Source organism: Streptomyces sp. CRCS-T-1, from assembly GCF_024442335.1.
Lineage (GTDB): Bacteria > Actinomycetota > Actinomycetes > Streptomycetales > Streptomycetaceae > Streptomyces > Streptomyces koelreuteriae.
The window spans coordinates 7,032,778-7,052,422 of sequence record NZ_CP101651.1; the positions used below are offsets into that span (position 1 = coordinate 7,032,778).

At 69.6% G+C, this 19,645-nt stretch carries 17 protein-coding genes; 11 read left to right on the plus strand and 6 right to left on the minus strand.

Annotated features, from left to right (window positions below):
* The first annotated feature begins 19 nt into the window (after positions 1 to 19).
* Positions 20 to 2,536, plus strand: a complete 2,517-nt coding sequence (gene relA / locus NNW99_RS31925; protein ID WP_215122617.1) for a GTP pyrophosphokinase — start codon at positions 20 to 22, stop codon at positions 2,534 to 2,536.
* Positions 2,537 to 2,614: 78 nt separating this feature from the next.
* On the opposite strand, the gene NNW99_RS31930 is transcribed toward relA, so the two are convergent.
* Positions 2,615 to 3,844, minus strand: coding sequence for a DUF349 domain-containing protein (locus tag NNW99_RS31930; protein WP_215122618.1), 1,230 nt, complete (start codon positions 3,842 to 3,844; stop codon positions 2,615 to 2,617).
* Positions 3,845 to 3,979: 135 nt separating this feature from the next.
* Positions 3,980 to 4,825, minus strand: a complete 846-nt coding sequence (locus NNW99_RS31935; RefSeq protein ID WP_215122619.1) for a peptidylprolyl isomerase — start codon at positions 4,823 to 4,825, stop codon at positions 3,980 to 3,982.
* A gap of 167 nt (positions 4,826 to 4,992) precedes the next feature.
* Between NNW99_RS31935 and NNW99_RS31940 the strand changes: the two genes are divergently transcribed.
* Together NNW99_RS31940 and hisS are read left to right on the plus strand one after the other, a co-directional pair.
* Positions 4,993 to 5,700 (plus strand): MBL fold metallo-hydrolase, encoded by a 708-nt coding sequence (locus tag NNW99_RS31940; RefSeq protein ID WP_215122620.1) that lies wholly within the window; start codon positions 4,993 to 4,995, stop codon positions 5,698 to 5,700.
* An 11-nt stretch (positions 5,701 to 5,711) separates the two neighbouring features.
* The gene (gene hisS / locus NNW99_RS31945; RefSeq protein WP_215122621.1) at positions 5,712 to 6,974 is read left to right on the plus strand and encodes a histidine--tRNA ligase; all 1,263 of its coding nucleotides are present in this window, start codon (positions 5,712 to 5,714) and stop codon (positions 6,972 to 6,974) included.
* 38 nt (positions 6,975 to 7,012) lie between these two features.
* Here hisS and NNW99_RS31950 read toward each other — a convergent pair whose 3' ends face one another.
* The 4 genes from NNW99_RS31950 to NNW99_RS31965 are packed head-to-tail and all read right to left on the minus strand — an operon-like array spanning position 7,013 to position 10,537.
* Positions 7,013 to 7,639 carry a response regulator transcription factor gene (locus tag NNW99_RS31950; RefSeq protein WP_215122622.1) on the minus strand — a complete coding sequence of 209 codons (627 nt, stop codon included), beginning with the start codon at positions 7,637 to 7,639 and terminating at the stop codon, positions 7,013 to 7,015.
* Entirely contained in the window at positions 7,636 to 8,832 is a 1,197-nt protein-coding gene (locus NNW99_RS31955) for a sensor histidine kinase (protein ID WP_215122623.1), read from the minus strand. The genes NNW99_RS31950 and NNW99_RS31955 overlap by 4 nt, the downstream gene beginning before the upstream one ends.
* Positions 8,829 to 9,674: an ABC transporter permease gene (locus tag NNW99_RS31960; RefSeq protein WP_215122624.1), complete on the minus strand. Its 846-nt coding sequence runs from the start codon at positions 9,672 to 9,674 to the stop codon at positions 8,829 to 8,831. Before NNW99_RS31960 ends, NNW99_RS31955 begins: the two co-directional genes overlap by 4 nt.
* Positions 9,671 to 10,537, minus strand: a complete 867-nt coding sequence (locus tag NNW99_RS31965; RefSeq protein ID WP_215122625.1) for an ABC transporter ATP-binding protein — start codon at positions 10,535 to 10,537, stop codon at positions 9,671 to 9,673. Before NNW99_RS31965 ends, NNW99_RS31960 begins: the two co-directional genes overlap by 4 nt.
* A 142-nt stretch (positions 10,538 to 10,679) precedes the next feature.
* On the opposite strand from NNW99_RS31965, the gene NNW99_RS31970 reads away from it, so the two are divergent.
* The 8 genes from NNW99_RS31970 to mltG all read left to right on the plus strand — a co-directional run bounded on the left by NNW99_RS31970 (position 10,680) and on the right by mltG (position 19,641).
* Entirely contained in the window at positions 10,680 to 11,336 is a 657-nt protein-coding gene (locus tag NNW99_RS31970; RefSeq protein WP_215122626.1) for a vitamin K epoxide reductase family protein, read from the plus strand.
* Positions 11,337 to 11,392: 56 nt separating this feature from the next.
* A complete protein-coding gene (locus tag NNW99_RS31975; RefSeq protein WP_215122627.1) occupies positions 11,393 to 12,745 on the plus strand; it encodes a replication-associated recombination protein A in 1,353 nt (450 codons plus the stop codon).
* Positions 12,746 to 13,045: 300 nt separating this feature from the next.
* Positions 13,046 to 13,660 (plus strand): 30S ribosomal protein S4, encoded by a 615-nt coding sequence (rpsD, locus tag NNW99_RS31980; protein WP_053668303.1) that lies wholly within the window; start codon positions 13,046 to 13,048, stop codon positions 13,658 to 13,660.
* A gap of 189 nt (positions 13,661 to 13,849) precedes the next feature.
* A complete protein-coding gene (locus tag NNW99_RS31985) occupies positions 13,850 to 14,290 on the plus strand; it encodes a DUF948 domain-containing protein (RefSeq protein WP_215122628.1) in 441 nt (146 codons plus the stop codon).
* Between the two features lie 9 nt (positions 14,291 to 14,299).
* Complete coding sequence (locus NNW99_RS31990; protein ID WP_215122629.1) at positions 14,300 to 14,650, plus strand: hypothetical protein; 351 nt, start codon at positions 14,300 to 14,302, stop codon at positions 14,648 to 14,650.
* The gene (alaS, locus tag NNW99_RS31995; RefSeq protein WP_215122630.1) at positions 14,650 to 17,322 is read left to right on the plus strand and encodes an alanine--tRNA ligase; all 2,673 of its coding nucleotides are present in this window, start codon (positions 14,650 to 14,652) and stop codon (positions 17,320 to 17,322) included. The genes NNW99_RS31990 and alaS overlap by 1 nt, the downstream gene beginning before the upstream one ends.
* A gap of 17 nt (positions 17,323 to 17,339) precedes the next feature.
* On the plus strand, positions 17,340 to 17,804 hold the full coding sequence (gene ruvX, locus NNW99_RS32000; protein WP_215122631.1) for a Holliday junction resolvase RuvX: 465 nt from the start codon (positions 17,340 to 17,342) through the stop codon (positions 17,802 to 17,804).
* 121 nt (positions 17,805 to 17,925) lie between these two features.
* A complete protein-coding gene (gene mltG / locus NNW99_RS32005; protein ID WP_215122632.1) occupies positions 17,926 to 19,641 on the plus strand; it encodes an endolytic transglycosylase MltG in 1,716 nt (571 codons plus the stop codon).
* Positions 19,642 to 19,645: the final 4 nt, after the last annotated feature.

Below are 19,645 nucleotides of genomic sequence, written 5' to 3' on the forward strand. Positions count from 1 at the left end.
AGCGCACGAGGAGCCCTCTTTGTCAGACGAGGCCCAGCACCTGACCGCCGCCAAGCCCGAGTCCGCCTCGGCAGCGGCCAAGCCCGCGCCGAACGCGCCGCACGCGAAGAACGACACCCGCGGGCCGGTCGAGCACGTCCAGTCGGCGGCCGTCGACAAGCCGGCCGAGCAGTCGCGCCCCAAGCCCGCTCCGCCCGCGGTGCGCCAGGCAGGCGGCCAGCCCGCCCGCACCGGCTCCTCCAACCGGGTCCGGGCCCGCCTCGCCCGGCTCGGCGTCCAGCGCGCCAACCCGTACAACCCGGTGCTGGAGCCGTTGCTGCGCATAGTGCGCGGCAACGACCCGAAGATCGAGACGGCGACGCTCCGCCAGATCGAGAAGGCCTACCAGGTCGCCGAGCGCTGGCACCGCGGCCAGAAGCGCAAGAGCGGCGACCCGTACATCACGCACCCCCTCGCCGTGACGACCATCCTCGCCGAGCTGGGCATGGATCCGGCCACGCTGATGGCCGGCCTGCTGCACGACACGGTCGAGGACACCGAGTACGGCCTGGACGACCTGCGCCGTGACTTCGGCGACGTCGTCACCCTGCTCGTCGACGGCGTCACCAAGCTGGACAAGGTCAAGTTCGGCGAGGCGGCCCAGGCCGAGACCGTGCGCAAGATGGTCGTCGCCATGGCCAAGGACCCCCGCGTCCTGGTCATCAAGCTCGCCGACCGCCTGCACAACATGCGCACCATGCGCTACCTCAAGCGCGAGAAGCAGGAGAAGAAGGCGCGCGAGACCCTGGAGATCTACGCGCCGCTCGCCCATCGCCTGGGCATGAACACCATCAAGTGGGAGCTGGAGGACCTCGCCTTCGCGATCCTCTACCCCAAGATGTACGACGAGATCGTACGGCTGGTGGCCGAGCGGGCACCGAAGCGTGACGAGTACCTGGCCATCGTCACCGACGAGGTCCAGCAGGACCTGCGGTCGGCTCGGATCAAGGCGACCGTCACCGGACGGCCCAAGCACTACTACAGCGTCTACCAGAAGATGATCGTCCGCGGCCGTGACTTCGCGGAGATCTACGACCTGGTGGGCATCCGCGTCCTCGTGGACACCGTCCGCGACTGCTACGCGGCCCTCGGCACGGTGCACGCGCGATGGAACCCGGTCCCCGGCCGGTTCAAGGACTACATCGCGATGCCCAAGTTCAACATGTACCAGTCGCTGCACACGACGGTGATCGGCCCCGGCGGCAAGCCCGTCGAGCTGCAGATCCGCACCTTCGACATGCACCGCCGCGCCGAGTACGGCATCGCCGCGCACTGGAAGTACAAGCAGGAGGCCGTCGCCGGCGCCTCGAAGGTCCGCACCGACGCCCCCAAGTCGTCCGGCAAGAGCAAGGACGATCACCTCAACGACATGGCGTGGCTGCGGCAGCTCCTGGACTGGCAGAAGGAGACCGAGGACCCGGGCGAGTTCCTGGAGTCCCTGCGCTTCGACCTCTCCCGCAACGAGGTCTTCGTCTTCACCCCCAAGGGCGACGTCATAGCGCTCCCGGCCAGCGCCACCCCGGTGGACTTCGCGTACGCGGTCCACACCGAGGTCGGCCACCGCACCATCGGCGCCCGCGTGAACGGCCGCCTGGTGCCGCTGGAATCCACCCTCGACAACGGCGACCTGGTCGAGGTCTTCACCTCCAAGGCGGCCGGCGCCGGACCCTCCCGCGACTGGCTCGGCTTCGTCAAGTCACCGCGGGCCCGCAACAAGATCCGGGCCTGGTTCTCCAAGGAGCGCCGCGACGAGGCGATCGAGCAGGGCAAGGACGCCATCGTCCGCGCGATGCGCAAGCAGAACCTGCCGATCCAGCGCATCCTGACCGGCGACTCCCTGGTGACCCTCGCGCACGAGATGCGCTACGCGGACATCTCCGCCCTGTACGCGGCGATCGGCGAGGGCCATGTCTCCGCGCAGAACATCGTGCAGAAGCTCGTCCAGGCGCTCGGCGGCGAGGAGGCCGCCACCGAGGAGATCGACGAGTCGGTCCCGCCGGCCCGCGGACGCAGCCGCAAACGCCGCTCCAGCGCCGACCCGGGCGTCGTCGTCAAGGGCGTCGACGACGTGTGGGTCAAGCTGGCCCGCTGCTGCACGCCCGTCCCCGGAGACCCCATCATCGGCTTCGTCACCCGCGGAAGTGGCGTATCGGTTCACCGCAACGACTGCGTGAACGTGGAGTCGCTGTCCCGCGAGCCCGAGCGCATCCTCGAGGTCGAGTGGGCGCCCACCCAGTCCTCGGTCTTCCTGGTCGCCATCCAGGTCGAGGCCCTGGACCGCTCCCGGCTGCTCTCGGACGTCACCCGTGTGCTGTCCGACCAGCACGTCAACATCCTCTCCGCGGCCGTCCAGACCTCCCGCGACCGCGTCGCCACCTCCCGCTTCACCTTCGAGATGGGCGACCCGAAGCATCTGGGCCATGTGCTGAAGGCGGTCCGGGGCGTGGAGGGCGTCTACGACGTGTACCGGGTGACGTCGGCGCGCAGCAGGTCGTAGCCGGCGGTCGCACAGAGAGACCACGCGAAAGGGGGCTCCCGTACGGTCATGTACGGGAGCCCCCTTTCGCTGTGCTGATCAGCCTCCGAACTCCTGCAGACCCTTCTGCGCCTGGTCCAGCAGCGCCTGGCGGCCCTCGAGCTCACGCTCGAGCTTGTCGGCCCTGGCGTTGTTGCCCTGCGCACGGGCCTGCTCGATCTGGCCCCGCAGCTTGTCCACGGCGGCCTGGAGCTGGCCGGTCAGACCCTCGGCACGCGCGCGTGCCTCCGGGTTCGTCCGGCGCCACTCGGCCTCCTCGGACTCCTGGAGGGCCCGCTCGACGGCGTGCATCCGGCCCTCGACCTTGGGCCGCGCGTCGCGCGGCACATGGCCGATGGCCTCCCAGCGCTCGTTCACGGAACGGAACGCGGCCCGGGCCGCCTTCAGATCCGTGACCGGCAGGAGCTTCTCGGCCTCCTCGGCCAGCTCCTCCTTGAGCTTCAGGTTCTCCGCCTGCTCGGCGTCCCGCTCGGCGAAGACCGAGCTGCGGGCCGCGAAGAACACGTCCTGGGCGCCGCGGAAGCGGTTCCACAGATCGTCCTCGTGCTCGCGCTGCGCACGGCCCGCGGCCTTCCACTCCGCCATCAGCTCGCGGTAGCGGGCCGCCGTCACGCCCCAGTCCGTCGAGTTCGACAGCGCCTCGGCCTCGGAGACCAGCCGTTCCTTGGTCCGCCGGGCCTCCTCGCGCTGGGCGTCGAGCTGCGCGAAGTGCTGCTTGCGGCGCTTGGAGAACGCCGACCGCGCGTGCGAGAACCGGTGCCACAGCTCGTCGTCGGACTTGCGGTCCAGGCGCGGCAGGCCCTTCCAGGTGTCCACCAGGGCCCGCAGCCGCTCACCGGCCGCCCGCCACTGGTCGGACTGCGACAGCTCCTCGGCCTCGGCGACCAGCGCCTCCTTGGACTTGCGCGCCTCGTCGGACTGCTTGGCCCGCTGCGCCTTGCGCTCCTCGCGGCGCGCCTCCACCTGTTCCACGAGCTTGTCCAGCCGGACCCGCAGGGCGTCCAGGTCGCCCACCACGTGGTGCGCGTCAACCTGCTCCCGGATGTGGTCGATGGCGACCTGGGCGTCCTTCGCGGACAGGTCGGTGGTCTTCACTCGCTTCTCGAGGAGGCCGATCTCGACAACCAGGCCCTCGTACTTGCGCTCGAAATAGGCCAGCGCCTCTTCAGGAGTGCCTGCCTGCCAAGAGCCGACAACCTGCTCGCCGTCGGCCGTACGCACGTACACGGTCCCCGTCTCGTCGACGCGGCCCCACGGGTCGCTGCTCACAGCGCCTCCTCCACATGATGCCTGCGAGGGGCCTCAGCACCCCCGGGCATCGTCCACAGTTTCGTCACGGCCAACATAGGCGACCGGCGGGGGGCGTGTCCGCATCCCGCGCGACCGAAATTTCGCAGTTGGGGGTCAGGATTCGGTGATCGTGGCCTTGTTGATCACGACCGTCGCATTGGGCGCCGTATTGCCCGTCTGAGGGTCGGGAGCCTCGGCTCCGGCCTTGGCGATCTTCGTCAGGACCTTCATGCCCGCCTCGGACACCGTACCGAACGGTGTGTAGTCGGGCGGCAGCTGACTGTCCTGGTAGACGAGGAAGAACTGGCTGCCGCCGCTGTCCCGTCCCTGCTTCGTCTGGGCGTTGTACTGGTTCGCCATCGCGACCGTGCCCGCCGGGTACACCCCGCCCTTGAGGCTCTTGTCCTTGAGGTTCTCGTCCGGGATCGTGTAGCCCGGTCCGCCCATGCCGGTGCCCTGCGGGTCACCGCACTGCAGGACGTAGATGCCCTGGTTGGTGAGCCGGTGGCACTTGCTGTGGTCCAAGTACCCCTTGCCGAGAAGGTAGTTGAACGAGTTGACGGTGTGCGGCGCCGCCGACGCCTTCAGCGCGACGTCTATCTCACCGCACGTCGTGTCCAGCTTCATCGTGTACTTCGCCGACTCGTCGATCGACATCGCGGGTTCCTTCTTCCAGGTCTGCGACTCGACCTTGCCCGCGGCGGGCTTCTCGCACGGATCCGGGGCCTTGCTGGGCGTCGCACTCGGTGTGACGTCCGCGTTCGCGTTCTCCGTCTTGCCGTTGTCCTCGAACGGCTTGGTCAGGAAGACCGTCACGGAGAGCACCACGACCACGCCGAGGACCGAGGCGATCACGGAGTTGCGGATACGGGCCTTGCGTCGAGCGTCCGTGCGTCGCTGCTGCTGCCGCAAGAACTTCTCCCGGGCGAGCTGACGCCGCCGCTGTTCCTGGCTGACCACCGGGTTCTCTCCTCATGAGTCTGATGCGTCGACCGGTACGCGTGCGTCCTGTGTGCCGAGCGCCTGCGTGTGCCCCGTACCGTATATGGGTTCGCTGAGGAATCGGCAGCGCCGGTAGGCTCTGTCACCAGCCGCAGCCTCCCGTATCGACACAACGAAGGACGATCGTGCTCATTGCCGGGTTCCCCGCCGGGGCCTGGGGGACGAACTGCTACCTCGTCGCCCCCGCCGCCGGTGAGGAGTGCGTGATCATCGACCCCGGCCATCAGGCCGCCGACGGCGTCGAGGAAGCGATCAGAAAGCATCGGCTCAAGCCCGTCGCCGTCGTCCTCACCCACGGCCACATCGACCATGTCGCCTCGGTCGTCCCGGTGTGCGGCGCGCACGACGTGCCCGCCTGGATCCACCCCGACGACCGGTACATGATGAACGACCCCGAGAAGGGGATCGGCCGTTCCATCGGGATGCCGCTCCTGGGTGAACTGACCGTGGGGGAGCCGGACGACGTCAAGGAGCTGGCCGACGGGGCGAAGCTGGAGCTGGCGGGCCTGGAGCTGTCCGTCGCGCACGCGCCCGGCCATACCAAGGGGTCGGTGACCTTCGGCATGCCCGAGGCGGCGGACATCCCGCCGATCCTGTTCTCGGGCGACCTGCTGTTCGCCGGCTCCATCGGACGCACCGACCTGCCCGGCGGTGACATGGCCGAGATGCTCGACTCGCTGGGCCGCGTGTGCCTGCCGCTCGACGACTCGACCGTGGTGCTGTCCGGCCACGGCCCCCAGACGACCATCGGCCAGGAGCGCGCCACCAACCCGTATCTGCGGCAGGTGGCGGCCGGCCAGGGAGCTCAGCCCGCTCCCCGACGAGGAATGTGACGAGACCTTCCGTGAGCACCTTCAAGGCCCCCAAGGGCACGTACGACCTGATCCCGCCGGACTCCGCGAAGTACCTGGCGGTCCGTGAGGCGATCGCCGCTCCGCTGCGGGACTCCGGCTACGGCTACATCGAGACGCCGGGCTTCGAGAACGTCGAGCTCTTCGCACGCGGTGTCGGCGAGTCGACGGACATCGTGACGAAGGAGATGTACGCCTTCGAGACCAAGGGCGGCGACAGGCTGGCCCTGCGCCCCGAAGGCACGGCGTCCGTCCTGCGCGCCGCGCTGGAGGCCAACCTGCACAAGGCCGGCAACCTCCCGGTCAAGCTCTGGTACTCCGGTTCGTACTACCGCTACGAGCGTCCCCAGAAGGGCCGCTACCGCCACTTCTCGCAGGTCGGCGCCGAGGCGATCGGCGCGGAGGACCCGGCGCTGGACGCCGAGCTGATCATCCTGGCCGACCAGGCGTACCGCTCGCTGGGCCTGAGCAACTTCCGGATCCTGCTCAACAGCCTGGGCGACCAGGAGTGCCGCCCGGTGTACCGCACGGCACTGCAGGACTTCCTGCGCGGCCTCGACCTGGACGAGGACACCCTGCGCCGGGCGGAGATCAACCCGCTGCGCGTCCTCGACGACAAGCGTGAGACGGTCCAGAAGCAGCTGGGCGACGCCCCGCTCCTTCGCGACTACCTCTGTGACGCGTGCAAGGCGTACCACGAGGAGGTCCGCGAGCTGATCACGGCGGCGGGCGTCGCCTTCGAGGACGACGTGAAGCTGGTCCGCGGCCTCGACTACTACACCCGCACCACCTTCGAGTTCGTCCACGACGGCCTCGGCTCCCAGTCCGCGGTGGGCGGCGGCGGCCGCTACGACGGTCTCTCCGAGATGATCGGCGGCCCCGCCCTGCCGTCCGTCGGCTGGGCCCTCGGCGTCGACCGCACGGTCCTCGCCCTGGAGGCGGAGGGCGTCGAACTCGAACTCCCCGCCACCACCAGCGTGTTCGCCGTCCCGCTCGGCGAGGAGGCCCGCCGCGTCCTGTTCGCCAAGGTCACGGAACTCCGCAAGAACGGCATCGCGGCCGACTTCTCCTACGGCTCCAAGGGCCTCAAGGGCGCCATGAAGAACGCCAACCGCAGCGGCGCCCGCTACACGGTCGTGGCGGGGGAGAGGGACCTCGCCGAGGGCGTCGTCCAGCTCAAGGACATGGAGTCGGGCGAGCAGACGGCAGTGGGAGTGAACGAGATCGTGGCCGAGCTGGAGGCCCGGCTGGGCTGACGTGAGCGCGAAGGCGCCGGAGCCATCCGGCGCCTTCCTCACTGCTCCAGCAGCCCGAACCGCATCGCGCTGGTGACGGCCGCAGTCCGGTCGTCCACCCCCAGCTTGCCGAAGATCCGCAGCAGATACGTCTTCACCGTCGACTCCCCGATGAACAACCGGCGCCCGATCTCCGCGTTCGTGCAGCCCTCCGCGACCAGCCGCAGCACCGCCACCTCGCGCTCCGACAGCCGCGGCCGCTCCGGCTTGGTCCGCAACTGGTCCACCAGCCGGGCGGCGACGGACGGCGCGAGGACCGTCTCGCCGCGTGCCGCCGCCCGTACGGCCTCGGCGAGTTCGGCACGCGGCAGGTCCTTCAGCAGATAGCCCGCGGCCCCGGCCTCCACGGCTCGCAGGATGTCCCGGTCCGTCTCGTACGTCGTCAGCACGACCACCCGGCACGGCAGCCCGGCCCGCGTCATCCGCACGATGGAGTCCACACCGCCGCCACCCGGCATCCGCAGATCCATCAGCACGATGTCGGGCCGCAACTCCGCCGCCAGCGCCTCCGCCTGCGGACCACTGGACGCGTCGGCGACGACCTCCAGGTCCGACTCGGCACTGAGCATCGCCCGCAGCCCCTCCCGTACGACGGGATGGTCGTCGGCCAGGATGATCCGGATCACGGCAGCTCTCTCCTCACGACCGGCAGCCGGACGGTCACGGCCGTGCCGTCACCCGGGGCACTGCGCACCTCCGCGGTGCCGCCCACCTCGACGGCCCGGGCCCGCAGCCCCGCGAGACCGTATCCGCCACGGACCGCCGCCGGATCGAAACCGCAGCCGTCGTCCCGTACGGACACCATCAGCGAGTCGTCCCCGTACGCCAGCGACACCCCGACCGTCACCGAACTCCCCGCGTGCTTACGGGCATTGGCCAGCGCCTCCTGGCAGGCGCGCAGGGCGACCACCTCGGGCCCGGCGGGCAGCATCCGCACCGGCCCGGTCACCTCCAGCCTCGCGTCATGCCGCGTGGCGAGGCGCCGCAGCGCATCCGGCAGGGACGCGCCGTCGAGGTCGGCGGGAGCGCCCCCGGCGACCAGGGCCCGGGCCTCGGCGAGGTTCTGCCGGGCCGTCTCGTCCATCAGCCGCAGATGCCGCCGCGCCTCGGGCAGGTCGTGATCCAGCTCCGCCTCGACCGCCTGGACCAGCATCACCAGACTGGTGAAGCCCTGCGCGAGCGTGTCGTGGATCTCCCGGGCCAGCCGCTCCCGCTCGGCCAGTGCCCCATGGGCCTCCGACAGCCGGCCGATCTCGTGCCGGCTCGCGTCCAGCTCCGCGATCAACTCGGCCCGCTCCTGGCTCTGTTCGATGATCCGGATGGTCCAGATGCCGAGCGCCACCGAGAACACCAGCGTGACCACGCAGAACAGCACATTGAAGACCACGTCCCGGGTGTCGGGACGCCACAGCAGCGCCCAGCCCGCCACGGGCACCAGGTTGATCACGGCCACGGCCATCAGTGCCGATCGCAGCCGCAGCGTCATGAAGCACTGCGGGATCAGCGCGAACGCCAGCAGCCGCGTCTCACCGGCGAGCACCGCCGACGGCAGGAACAACGCCAGCGCCGCAGCCAGATAGCCGACCGTCCGCCGCTGGTCGGGCGGATCGCCCTGGATCAGACGCCGCCCGACCACCACGTACAGCGGGACCAGCGGGACGAGCAGCGCGGGCGCGATCGCACGGACCGGCCAGCCGGGATGCTCCGCGGCCAGCGCATAGGCCACGGTGGCCAGCCAGATGAGCGCGAAGTACGTGTCCCAGATCCGGAACGAGCGCTCCCAGTGGTAGGCGCTGCCGGCGTCCGCCGCATCGCTCATCCCTCGCGCCGGTCCTTCCAGCGGAACGTCAGCAGGCACAGCGCCAATCCTCCGACGCACCACGCGGCGAGCACCAGAGCCACGCGCCCGAGCTCCCAGCTCCCCGCCTGCTCCAGCACCTGCGCCGACTCCGGCAGGAACACCCCGCGCAGCCCCTGGCACATCCACTTCAGCGGGAACAGCGCACCGACCGTCAGCATCCAGTCCGGGATGGTGCCGATGGCGATGTACACCCCGGAGATGAACTGCAGCACCAGGAACGGCAGGACGACCACGGAACTGGCACTGTTCGCGGACTTCGGCACCGAACTGATCGCGATGCCGAGCAGGGCGCACGCCGTGATCCCCAGCACGAAGATCCACACCAGATCGAACCAGCGGCCCGCGCCCGAGGGCAGGTCCACGTCGTAGAAGGCCGTGCCGATCGCGAGCAGGATCACCGTCTCCAGCAGACCCGTGAAAAGAACCAGCCAGATCTTGCCCAGGAAATACGCCGTCGGCGGCATCGGCGTACCGCGCAGCCGGCGCAGCACCTTGTCCTGCCGCTCGACGGCGATCGAGATGCCGAGCGCCTGGAAACTCGTCGACATGATGCCGGCGGCCATCATCGCCGGGACGTACAGCTGCGAGGCGGTGATACCCGCCCCCTCCACGTCGTCCTTGAAGATCGATGCGAACAGGAACAGGAAGACGACCGGGAAGGCGAAGGTGAACACCACCTGGTCGCGCTGCCGGAAGAACTGTTTGATCTCCAGCGCGCCCCGCCGCAGCCCGAGCCCCCACGCACCGGGCAGCCGCTCCGCGCCGACCTCCCCGCGCTCCCGTACGACGGTCGTGGTCATGCCCCGTCCTCCTGTCCGGTGAGCCGGAGGTAGACGTCCTCCAGCGTGGGCCGGCTGACCGTCAGCCCCGGGATCTCGCCGTCGAAGCGGTGCAGGAGCCCGGCGACCGTGCGGGTCGGCGTCTCGGTGCGCACGCTGCGCGGACTGCCGTCCGGCTCCGTCCACTCGACGACGGCCTCGGTGCCGAACCGCTCCCGCAGCGCCCCGGGCTCGCCCTCGGCGACGATCCGGCCCTTGGCGACGACGGCCAGCCGGTGCGCGAGGGCCTCCGCCTCCTCCAGATAGTGCGTGGTCAGCACGATCGTCGTGCCCTCGTCGGCCAGGGCACGGATCAGCGACCAGAACCGCCGCCTGGCCGCCGGGTCGAACCCGGTCGTCGGCTCGTCCAGGAGCAGCAGGTCCGGGCCGCCGATCACGCCGAGCGCCACGTCCAGGCGACGGCGCTGACCGCCCGACAGCGCCTTGATCCGGCTGTTCGCCTTCGCCTCCAGACCGACCAGGCCGATGACCTCCTCGGGGTCGCGCGGCCGGGGGTAGTAGCGGGCGAAGTGCCGTACGGTCTCCCGGACCGTCAACTCGGCGGGCGCGGATTCGTCCTGCCAGACGATTCCGACACGTGAGCGCCACGCGCGCGTGGCGGTCGCCGGGTCCGACCCGAGCACGGACACCTCGCCCGCGTCCCGGTCCCGATTGCCCTGGAGGATCTCCACCGTGGTGCTCTTGCCCGCGCCGTTGGGTCCCAGCAGGCCGAACACCTCGCCGCGCCGGATGCCGAGGTCGACACCGTCGACGGCGGTCACGTCCCCGTAGCGCTTGCGCAGCCCCCGCACGTCCACGGCGAGGTCGTACCCGTGTGCTGTCATGCGCCGATCATCGGCCGGAACCGAGCGCTCAGGGCCGACCGTGCGGACATCCTTATGTCCACTGAACGGTGGACAGACCCCCGTGTGCGGCACAATGGCCGTGCCCGAAGTTGGTCAGGCCTCAAGCGACGGAATCGGCGTGATGAGCAAGACGACAGTCAAGGACGTCTCCATGGAGCCCGAGACGGAGCGCGCCGAGACCGCGCCCCGCACCGAGGGCGGCAGCCGGGCCCTCGCCCTGCTGCTGGTGATCACCGGCGCGGCCGGACTGCTCGCCGCCTGGGTCATCACGATCGACAAGTTCAAGCTCCTCGAGGCCAAGGTCGAGGGCAAGACGTTCACGCCCGGCTGCAGCCTCAACCCCGTCGTCTCCTGCGGCAGCGTCATGGAGAGCAAGCAGGCCGCCGTCTTCGGCTTCCCGAACCCGATGCTCGGCCTCGTCACCTACGGCATCGTCATCGGCGTCGGCATGGCCCTGCTCGCCCGCGCCCGCTTCCCCCGCTGGTACTGGCTCACCTTCAACGCCGGCTGCCTGTTCGGCGTCGTCTTCTGCGCCTGGCTGATGTTCCAGTCCCTGTACCGGATCAACGCGCTGTGCCTGTGGTGCTGCCTGGCCTGGGTCGCGACGATCATCATGTTCTGGTACGTGACGTCCTTCAACATCCGCAAGGGCTTCCTCCCGGCCCCGAGCTGGCTGAGGAGCTTCTTCGGCGAGTTCACCTGGGTCCTGCCCGTGCTGCACATCGGCATCATCGGCATGCTGATCCTGACCCGCTGGTGGGACTTCTGGACCAGCTGAGCCCGGTGCCGCAGGGCCCGGCGGGATTGTCAGTGCGGTGATTTAGGGTTTCTGACGTGGAGCCCGACCTGTTCACCGCCGCAGCAGAAGAACGCCAGGAGAAGGAGCCGTCCAGCAGCCCCCTGGCGGTGCGGATGCGCCCGCGCACCCTCGACGAGGTCGTGGGGCAGCAGCATCTGCTGAAGCCGGGCTCGCCCCTGCGCAGACTCGTCGGCGAGGCCTCAGGCCCCGCCGGCGCCTCCTCCGTCATCCTCTGGGGCCCGCCCGGCACCGGCAAGACCACCCTGGCGTACGTGGTCTCCAAGGCCACCGACGCCCGCTTCGTCGAACTGTCGGCGATCACCGCGGGCGTCAAGGAGGTCCGCGCGGTCATCGACGGCGCCCGCCGCGCCTCCGGCGGCTACGGCAAGGAGACCGTCCTCTTCCTCGACGAGATCCACCGCTTCAGCAAGGCCCAGCAGGACTCCCTGCTCCCCGCCGTCGAGAACCGCTGGGTCACGCTGATCGCGGCGACGACGGAGAACCCGTACTTCTCGGTGATCTCGCCCCTGCTGTCCCGCTCCCTGCTGCTCACCCTCGAACCGCTCACGGACGACGACATCAAGGGCCTGCTCCGCCGCGCCCTCACCGACGAGCGCGGCCTCAAGGACGCCGTCGCCCTCCCCGAGGAGACCGAGAGCCACCTCCTGCGCATCGCCGGCGGCGACGCCCGCCGCGCCCTCACCGCCCTGGAGGCGGCCGCCGGAGCCGCCCTCGACAAGGGCGAGACGGAGATCGGCCTGACCACCCTGGAGGAGACGGTCGACCGGGCCGCCGTGAAGTACGACCGCGACGGCGACCAGCACTACGACGTGGCCAGCGCCCTGATCAAGTCCATCCGCGGCTCCGACGTGGATGCCGCCCTGCACTATCTGGCCCGGATGATCGAGGCCGGCGAAGACCCCCGTTTCATCGCCCGCCGCCTGATGATCTCCGCCAGCGAGGACATCGGCCTGGCCGATCCGAACGCCCTGCAGATCGCGGTCGCCGCCGCCCAGGCCGTCGCCATGATCGGCTTCCCCGAGGCCGCCCTCACCCTCAGCCACGCCACGATCGCCCTCGCCCTGGCGCCCAAGTCCAACGCCGCGACCACCGCGATAGGCACCGCCCTGGAGGACGTACGCAAGGGGCTCGCCGGGTCCGTACCCGCGCACCTGCGCGACAGCCACTACAAGGGCGCGACCAAGATCGGCCACGGCCAGGGCTACGTCTACCCGCACGACCTGACCGAGGGCATCGCCGCTCAGCAGTACGCCCCGGACGCCCTCAAGGACCGCGAGTACTACACACCGACCCGGCACGGCGCGGAGGCCCGCTACGCGGACGCGGTCGAATGGACCCGGAAGAACCTCGGTCGAAAGCGGTCCTGAGCACCCTGTAAACTCAGCCGGAGTGCCGCGTCCCGTGCAGTCAGAACGGGACAGTCGGCCGGAGCCGATCCTCCGGGATCGGCCCCAGGAGCGTCGCGCACCGTCGAACGGTGTCGCGGGCAGCCCACCACCACCCGTCCCCGGACGGGACCGGCCGGTGGGCCACTCGCGTGCTGCACGTATGTGCCCAGACCAGGGAGCGGCTGCCCACCACGTCCTCGCGGGCGAGGCGGGTTTCCCGGCTGCGGATGCGACCTCCCAGAACCCTGACAAGCCGGAAAACCAGGAAAGAGACACACAGTGGCGAACCAGTCCCGCCCCAAGGTCAAGAAGTCGCGTGCCCTCGGCATCGCGCTGACCCCGAAGGCCGTCAAGTACTTCGAGGCCCGTCCCTACCCCCCGGGTGAGCACGGCCGCGGCCGCAAGCAGAACTCGGACTACAAGGTCCGTCTGCTCGAGAAGCAGCGTCTGCGCGCCCAGTACGACGTGTCCGAGCGCCAGCTCGTCCGCGCCTACGACCGCGCCTCCAAGGTCCAGGGCAAGACCGGTGAGGCCCTGATCATCGAGCTCGAGCGCCGTCTCGACGCGCTGGTGCTGCGTTCGGGCATCGCCCGCACGATCTACCAGGCCCGCCAGATGGTCGTCCACGGCCACATCGCGGTCAACGGCAAGAAGGTCGACAAGCCCTCCTTCCGTGTCCGTCCGGACGACGTCGTGCAGGTGCGCGAGCGCTCCAAGGAGAAGACCCTCTTCACGATCGCCCGTGAGGGTGGCTTCGCCCCCGACGGCGAGACCCCGCGCTACCTCCAGGTGAACCTCAAGGCCCTGGCGTTCCGCCTGGACCGCGAGCCGAACCGCAAGGAGATCCCGGTGATCTGCGACGAGCAGCTCGTCGTCGAGTACTACGCCCGCTGATCCTCGGCAGGCACGCGGTACGACAGCCCGCCGTCTCCCCGTCCCTTCCGGGCGGGCGAGGCGGCGGGCTTTCGCGAATCCGCCGTCGCCGGGCGGCAATCCGGTACGGAGCCGCACCCCCGGCGCGATAGGCTCGTGGCACGACTTTCTCGTATTCAGGCAGATGTTCAGGCACGTTTCAGGGAGCGGGTGCAGACAGTGTCCGGTGGAGAGGTGGCCGGAATCCTGGTGGCCGTCTTCTGGGCGATCCTGGTCTCCTTCCTCGCCGTCGCGCTGGCGAGGCTGGCCCAGACGCTCAAGGCGACCACCAAGCTCGTGGCGGACGTGACCGACCAGGCCGTCCCGCTGCTGGCCGACGCCTCCTCGGCGGTGCGCTCCGCGCAGACCCAGATCGACCGGGTCGACTCGATCGCCTCCGACGTCCAGGAGGTGACGTCGAACGCCTCCGCGCTGTCGACCACCGTCGCCTCGACTTTCGGCGGTCCCCTGGTCAAGGTCGCCGCCTTCGGCTACGGCGTGCGCCGGGCCCTCGGCGGCCGCAAGGAGGACGTGCCCGCCAAGGCGTCCAGGCGTACCGTGATCGTGGGCCGCACGGTCTCGCGACGCGGCGCCCGAGGGAAGAGGGACTGAGAGCAAGCGATGTTCCGCCGTACCTTCTGGTTCACCACGGGCGTCGCCGCCGGCGTGTGGGCCACCACCAAGGTGAACCGCAAGCTGAAGCAGCTCACGCCCGAGAGCCTCGCCAAAGCCGCGGGCACCAAGGCGATCGAGGCCGGCCACCGGCTCAAGGACCGCGCGGTCGACTTCGCGCTCGACGTCCGGGACAACATGGCCCAGCGGGAGGAAGAGCTGGGGGATGTCCTCGGCATCAACAGCGACCCCGAACTGCCCGCGCCTCGGCGGTACACCGCCATTGAGAACAGCAAAAACCCGAAGTCCGTCGACAGCGACAGGACGACGTACTCGTACAACCGGAATGAGGACCACTGATGGAGTCGGCTGAGATTCGCCGCCGCTGGTTGAGCTTCTTCGAGGAGCGCGGTCACACCGTCGTCCCTTCGGCGTCGCTCATCGCGGACGACCCGACTCTGCTCCTCGTCCCGGCCGGCATGGTGCCCTTCAAGCCCTACTTCCTGGGTGAGGTCAAGCCGCCCTTCGACCGCGCCACGAGCGTGCAGAAGTGTGTGCGTACGCCGGACATCGAAGAGGTCGGCAAGACCACCCGGCACGGCACGTTCTTCCAGATGTGCGGCAACTTCTCCTTCGGCGACTACTTCAAGGAAGGCGCCATCAAGCACGCCTGGGAGCTGCTCACCGGCTCCCAGGACAAGGGCGGTTACGGCCTCGACCCCGAGCGCCTGTGGATCACCGTCTACAAGGACGACGACGAGGCCGAGCGCATCTGGCACGACGTCGTCGGCGTGCCGAAGGAGCGCATCCAGCGCCTCGGCATGAAGGACAACTACTGGTCCATGGGCGTGCCCGGCCCGTGCGGTCCCTGTTCCGAGATCAACTACGACCGCGGCCCCGAGTTCGGCGTCGAGGGCGGCCCCGCCGTCAACGACGAGCGGTACGTGGAGATCTGGAACCTCGTCTTCATGCAGTACGAGCGCGGCGAGGGCATCGGCAAGGACAACTTCGAGATCCTCGGCGAGCTGCCGAGCAAGAACATCGACACCGGCCTCGGTCTCGAGCGCCTCGCCATGATTCTGCAGGGTGTGCAGAACATGTACGAGATCGACACCTCGATGGCGGTCATCGAGAAGGCCACCGAGCTGACCGGCGTCCGCTACGGCGACGCCCATGAATCGGATGTCTCCCTGCGCGTGGTCACCGACCACATGCGCACCTCGGTGATGCTCATCGGCGACGGCGTCACCCCGGGCAACGAGGGCCGCGGCTATGTGCTGCGCCGCATCATGCGCCGCGCCATCCGCAACATGCGCCTGCTCGGTGCCACCGGTCCGGTCGTCAAGGACCTGATCGACACCGTGATCGGCATGATGGGCCAGCAGTACCCCGAGCTCATCACCGACCGCGAGCGCATCGAGAAGGTCGCCCTCGCCGAGGAGAACGCCTTCCTCAAGACGCTGAAGGCCGGCACCAACATCCTCGACACGGCCGTCACCGACACCAAGGCCTCCGGCGGCACCGTCCTGCCCGGCGACAAGGCCTTTCTGCTCCACGACACCTGGGGCTTCCCGATCGACCTCACCCTGGAGATGGCCGCCGAGCAGGGCCTCTCCGTGGACGAGGACGGCTTCCGCCGCCTGATGAAGGAGCAGCGGGAGCGCGCCAAGGCCGACGCCCAGGCCAAGAAGACCGGCCACGCCGGCACCGGCGCCTACCGTGAGATCGCCGACCGGGCCGGTGCCACCGACTTCATCGGCTACACCGCCACCGAGGGCGAGTCGAGGATCGTCGGCATCCTCGTCGACGGCGCCTCCTCCCCGGCCGCCACCGAGGGCGACGAGGTCGAGATCGTCCTCGACCGCACCCCGTTCTACGCCGAGGGCGGCGGCCAGATCGGCGACACCGGCCGGATCAAGGTCGACACCGGTGCCGTCATCGAGATCCGCGACTGCCAGAAGCCGGTCCCTGGCGTGTACGTCCACAAGGGCGTCGTCCAGGTCGGCGAGGTCACCGTCGGCGCCACGGCCCACGCCTCGATCGACTCCCGTCGCCGCACGGCCATCGCCCGCGCCCACTCGGCCACGCACCTCACCCACCAGGCGCTGCGCGACGCCCTCGGCCCGACGGCCGCCCAGGCCGGTTCCGAGAACCAGCCCGGCCGCTTCCGCTTCGACTTCGGCTCGCCGTCCGCCGTTCCCACGGCCGTGATGACCGACGTCGAGCAGCGGATCAACGAGGTCCTCTCCCGCGACCTCGATGTGCAGGCCGAGGTCATGGGCATCGACGAGGCCAAGAAGGCCGGTGCCATCGCCGAGTTCGGCGAGAAGTACGGCGAGCGCGTGCGCGTCGTGACCATCGGCGACTTCTCCAAGGAGCTGTGCGGTGGCACGCATGTGCACAACACCGCCCAACTGGGTCTGGTGAAGCTGCTCGGCGAATCGTCGATCGGTTCGGGTGTTCGCCGTATCGAGGCCCTGGTCGGTGTCGACGCCTACAACTTCCTCGCCCGTGAGCACACGGTCGTCGCCCAGCTCCAGGAGCTGATCAAGGGCCGCCCGGAGGAGCTCCCGGAGAAGGTCTCCGCCATGCTCGGCAAGCTGAAGGACGCCGAGAAGGAGATCGAGAAGTTCCGCGCGGAGAAGGTCCTCCAGGCCGCCGCCGGTCTCGCCGAGTCCGCCAAGGACGTCCGCGGCATTGCGGTCGTGACCGGTCAGGTGCCGGACGGCACCACCGCCGACGACCTGCGTAAGCTCGTCCTCGACGTGCGCGGACGCATCCAGGGCGGTCGGGCGGCCGTCGTCGCCCTCTTCACGGTCGCGAACGGCAAGCCGCTCACGGTCATCGCCACCAACGAGGCCGCCCGCGAGCGCGGCCTCAAGGCCGGTGACCTCGTCCGTACGGCCGCCAAGACGCTCGGCGGCGGCGGTGGCGGCAAGCCGGACGTCGCCCAGGGCGGTGGCCAGAACCCGGCCGCCGTCGGCGACGCCGTGGACGCCGTGGAGCGCCTGGTCGCCGAGACGGCCAAGTAAGAGACGGGTCAGAGCACATGCGCAGAGGACGTCGACTCGCGATCGACGTCGGGGACGCCCGGATCGGGGTCGCCTCGTGCGACCCCGACGGGATCCTCGCCACCCCCGTGGAGACGGTCCCGGGGCGTGACATCCCCGCAGCTCAGCGGCGGTTGAAGCAACTCGTCGAGGAGTACGAGCCGCTCGAGGTCGTCGTCGGGCTCCCGCGCTCCCTCAAGGGGGGCGAGGGCCCGGCCGCGGTCAAGGTCCGTGCCTTCGTCCAGGAACTGGCCCGCATGATCGCCCCGGTTCCGGTCAGACTCCTCGACGAACGTATGACCACGGTGACGGCCAGTCAGGGACTGCGCGCTTCCGGCGTGAAGTCCAAGAAGGGCCGTTCCGTGATCGACCAGGCAGCCGCGGTGGTCATCCTCCAGCAGGCGCTTGAATCCGAACGGGTGTCAGGTAAAGCACCCGGCGAAGGCGTCGAAGTGGTCATCTGATCGCGATACGGTAACGTTCCGCGCGATGCGCCGGTGTTCGAACAGCTGACGCACCAGAGAGAGGCGGACGGGAGCCCGGCCGGACGCCGAGCTACCGCCGCCTCGCGGCTCTAGGGGATCGATGACTGAGTATGGCCGGGGCCAAGGCTCCGAACCGTGGCATCCGGAGGACCCGTTGTACGGGGACGGCGGATGGGGAGGACAGCAGGCCCACCCGGGTCAGCAGTCCCCCTACGGCGGCCAGCCGCAGCACTATCCAGAGCAGCCGCAGCAGCCGCAGTACGGCGACTGGGGCACCGGTGAGCAGGCCGGGTACGGTCAGGCGCAGCAGCAGTACCAGTACGGCCAGCAGTACGCGGCCCAGACCCACGGGCATCAGCAGTACCCCGGCCAGGGGGACCACGGTCACCCGCAGGACCAGGGGTACCACCAGCAGCCGTACGACAACGGCGGCTGGGCCACCGGCGGTCACCAGCAGATGCCGTACCCCGGCGACCCCGCCGGCCCGTACGGGCAGCAGCAACCCGGCGCCTACGGCGGGGGCCAGTCCGACTACTACGGCACGCCCGACGCGTATCCGCCGCCGGAGCCCCCCGGCCGGCGCCGGGCCGAGCCGCCGCCGCCGGAGACCGACTGGGACCCCGGCCCCGACCAGGGCGAGCACGCCTTCTTCGCGGGCGGCGACGACGATGACGACGGCGACGAGCCGGGGGACCGGCGACGGCGCGACGAGCAGCGGGGTCGCGGCGGCAAACCCAAGAAGCGCCGCAACGGCATGGCCTGCCTGGTGGTCGCCCTCGTCCTCGGCGGAGGCGTGGCGGGCGTCGGCTGGTTCGGCTACCAGTTCTACCAGGATCGTTTCGGCGACGCCCCGGACTTCGCGGGCGACGGCAGCGGGCAGCAGGTCACGGTCGAGATCCCCCGGGGAGCGGGCGGCTACGAGATCGGGCAGGCGCTGAAGGACGCCGGCGTCGTCAAGAGCGTCGACGCGTTCGTCACGGCGCAGCAGAACAACCCCGACGGCCAGAAGCTCCAGGACGGCGTGTACACGCTGCAGAAGCAAATGTCGGCCGACAGCGCGGTCGAACTGATGCTCAGTCCGGAGAGCCGCGACAACCTGATCATCGCCGAGGGCAAGCGCAACGCCGACATCTACCGGCTCATCGACAAGCGGCTGGAGGTCAAGGCGGGCACCACCGCCGCGGTCGCCAAGAAGGACTACAAGAAGCTCGGCCTGCCCGCCTGGGCACTGAACCACCCCAACGTCAAGGACCCGCTGGAAGGGTTCCTCTACCCCTCCAGCTACGGCATCGCCAAGGGGCAGAAGCCCGAAGGCGTGCTGAAGCAGATGGTCGCGCGGGCCAGCGAGACGTACGAGAAGCTGGGAGTGGAGAAGAAGGCCGCGAGCCTCGGACTCGAGGACCCCTGGCAGCTCATCACGGTCGCGAGCATGGTGCAGGCCGAGGGCACCAGCCACGCCGACTTCCGCAAGATGGCCGAGGTCGTCTACAACCGGATGAAGCCCGGAAACCCGCAGACCAACGGCTTGCTGGAGTTCGACTCCACGTACAACTACATCAAGAACCAGAGCAAGATCGACCTGAGCCTGAGCGAGCTGCGGTCCTACGACAACCCGTACAACACGTACTTCCACAAGGGACTGACGCCCGGGCCGATCGACAACCCCGGCGAGGACGCGATCAAGGGCGCGCTCAACCCGACCAAGGACGGCTGGTACTACTTCATCTCGCTGGACGGCAAGACCAGTGAGTTCACCAAGACCAACGCCGAGCACCAGAAGCTGGTCGACAAGTTCAACGCCTCGCGGAACAACTGAGGAA